The sequence below is a fragment of the Mycobacterium sp. genome, assembly GCF_049585075.1.
Lineage (GTDB): Bacteria > Actinomycetota > Actinomycetes > Mycobacteriales > Mycobacteriaceae > Mycobacterium.
Genome location: NZ_JBAUZA010000448.1, coordinates 1 through 3,099, shown reverse-complemented (window position 1 = coordinate 3,099; position 3,099 = coordinate 1). Strand labels below are relative to the sequence as shown.

3 protein-coding genes are annotated in these 3,099 nt (G+C 59.7%); 1 reads left to right on the top strand and 2 read right to left on the bottom strand.

Features of this window, described 5'->3' with window-relative positions:
- Positions 1-1,001 (top strand): cytochrome P450 (locus WB785_RS21285; protein WP_424081552.1); only part of this gene is annotated, 1,001 nt, incomplete at its 5' end.
- 25 nt (positions 1,002-1,026) lie between these two features.
- Here WB785_RS21285 and WB785_RS21280 read toward each other — a convergent pair.
- Positions 1,027-2,025: a hypothetical protein gene (locus tag WB785_RS21280; RefSeq protein WP_424081551.1), complete on the bottom strand. Its 999-nt coding sequence runs from the start codon at positions 2,023-2,025 to the stop codon at positions 1,027-1,029.
- Between the two features lie 6 nt (positions 2,026-2,031).
- Positions 2,032-3,099: PLP-dependent cysteine synthase family protein (locus WB785_RS21275; RefSeq protein WP_424081549.1), on the bottom strand; the 1,068-nt coding region annotated here is incomplete at its 5' end.

The following is a 3,099-nucleotide window of genomic DNA, read 5'->3' as shown; positions in this document are numbered from 1 at the left end:
GAATAATACTGCGCCCCGAGGAGCACGGTGACGATCCCGGCGGCGGCCGGACGCTGGCTCTTACGGATCCGCCGCGGCACCGCCAGCTCAGGGCGCTGGTTGACGGCTGGTTCGCGCCCCGGTCTATACGCGCCTTTGAGGCGGAAATGCGGGACGTCGCACGGGAAGTGGTCATTCGTGCGGTAGAACGAGAGAGATGCGATTTCGTCGCCGAGGTCGCCGCGCGGGTTCCGCTCTACGTTATCTGCAAGATGATGGGCGTGCCAAAAGATGACTGGGAGCAGCTTTTCAGTTTGACCAGCAAAGCATTCGGAGCGAGCGACGCGATGACGCGGCGTCTTGCGCACTTGGATATTCTCGAATACTTCGAGAGTCTATTGGAGTCCCGCGCTAAATCTCCGGCCGACGACATCGTGAGCGCGCTGGTTACCGCCGAGATTGACGGTAAGAAGCTCACCCCGGACGAGTTGATCCTCAATTGCGACAACCTGCTAGTCGGCGGTACAGAAAACACGCGTATAGCTGCCGCAGGCGGCATGCTGGCTTTCCTGCGCCATCCTGCCGAGTGGCAGGCCCTAGCCGCAAGTCCCGAGCTGCTGGCGTCGGCCGTGGAGGAGGTCCTTCGCTGGACGTCAACGGCTACTCACATCATGCGTACTGCTACGAAGCCAGTCGTGATGCGCGATCGCCGCATCGAGGCCGGCGATCGTGTCACACTTTGGAACCCGTCAGCCAACCGGGACGAAAGTGTATTCGCGGAACCTGACCAGTTTGACGTGCGCCGGAAGCCAAACCGGCACCTGGCCCTCGGCGGGGGTGAGCACTTCTGTCTCGGCGGAACTCTCGCCCGGGCTGAACTCCGGCTCCTCTACGACGAGCTGCTCCGCAACACCGCCCGCATCGAGCTCGACGGCGCACCCGTCCTGCTGGGCTCGGTCGTCGTCAATGGCCCCGAGCGGCTGCCGGTCCGGTTCACCCCCGGGGCGCGGCTCCCGGCCTGACGGCCGCGGACGACGGGCACGAAGATCAGAAACTAGCTCCTGGACAGACAGTAACCAAGCCCGGAGAGCCTGACTCATTGAGGCTGAGGATCCACCGGCCGCGGCGGTCGTCCTGGCTGCAGGCAATGATCCCGGTCAGCGAGAGGCCCGCCTTGTCTATGCCGGAAACGCAACGATCGATGTTCTGCCTAAGGTCATCGCGTCGCGAATCGAAGATCACCCCGGCCACGGTACCGCTGTGAGCGACCTGGATTCCGCAGCCACCCACGCGCTCGCATAGATCCAGCAGGAAATCGAGAGCCGATTTCGGCAGGAACTGCTGGTTAATGAGGGCACTGGATGTTGCCACCTGGCCAAGCCTGGCGGTGTCACCGTTGACTACTGCCGCGCGCAGCTCGGCTCGGAGAAATCCGAAAGCGTCGATGTCTGTTGCGGAGTACGCAGCGGGCGGCAATGCGAGAGTATCGATGGTCCCCGTGCCTGGCTCAGCATCACAACCGACCACGATCATCGGCGGCAGATGTCGTCCGAGGGTCTCGAGCACGGTTCCCTCACGATGAGCGAACAGAACTACCCGATCATCAATCATTATCGGGTCGGATGCGCACTCTACCTCAACAGCGATTCTCCCGATTTCCTCCGGTGTCGGCGCCACGCCGTGGAACACAGCGATGGCACGAATAGCGGCGGTCACATCCGCCGTGGACGACCCCATTCCAATACCGCAGGGAATATCACTCCGGATATCCAGGTATCCGCCAGTCACTGGCGACCCGTTGGTAGAAAATTCCGTCATCGAGACTACTGCTGCGCGGCGGGCCTTCCACATCCCCGGAGTACAGATGATGTCAGCCCGCCGAGACGAGGGATAGAAAGTTGCGTGACTTTTCCAGTCAGAACATTGCAGCGTAACAAGTGCTCGCGTGAGACGGTCCTTGTTGTCGCGAAAAACACCTTGCAGTATCTCACCATGATGCGCTGAAGAAGAACCCACGCCCTTTGCGGGCCTGTTATTCTTGGGCATGTCGTATCAGTCCCGGCACCCGAGTACTTTCTGCGTCAGTGCGTCCATGTTTTTCCACCCTGTATCGCCCGAGATCGCGACCACGTCGCCACGCAGGTCATGGGACTCGATGAGCCGCCGCGCTGCCGTTATCACCGCATAGGTCTGTAGTCCGCCGAACACTCCGACCGGGGTAAGCAACCTGGCCGTTTCGACCACTTCAGCCTCGGACACCTGAATAGAAGAATCGAAGATGTTGCGTTTGAATCCCTCTTCAATAAAAGGCGTTCTGTAGTCACCATCTATCAGCGCCGCGATTCCTGGCAAGCGCGTGCCCGACGCTGCCTCGACGGCAAAGATCTTGATTTGATCATTCATCTGCTTAAGATAGCTGCCCACTCCCAGGAGGGTGCCACCAGATCCGATGGATCCGATTACAGCCGTGACTTCAGGAACTTCAGAAAGGATCTCAGGGCCGGTACCCCTGACATGCGCCATCGGGTTCTCTGTGTTATGCAACTGATCGAGAAAGTAGAACTTTCCCGGCTCAGATTCGGCCAGTTCCCTGCAGTATCTGTTGCCCTCGATAGTGAAATCTCCGACGGTCTCCACCGAGGCTTCGAAATAGTCCATGAACCGGCGCTTCTCGGCCGTTAGCTTACGCGAGCTTACAATGCGGACATTCGCCCCGAAGGCTTTGCCGAAATAGGCAATGCTACACCCCATGTTGCCGCTCGACGCATCCAGCAGGGTTTTTGACCAATCCCATTCAGGGTCGCGCTCTATGGCCTGAAGCATAGCCACGCATGCGCGGTCTTTTACGCTGCCGGTTGGGTTATATCCCTCGAGTTTGATCAGCAGTCGAGCGTCCGCGGTTGCCGGCGTGGGAACTCTCAAGAGCGGGGTATTTCCCACCATACTGGCGAGTGCTTCGAAGTGGCGCTCCGGGCGAGGCATTGAATCGTCTAGCATGAAGCCCTCATTAACCGTCGTCCTCTGATGCCTGATCCGCGCAGTGTGGGTGGCCATGCCATCGACATACTCTTCTGTGGAAAGCCTTTTGTCTACAATGACGGTGCTCGCTTCGGGGTCGAC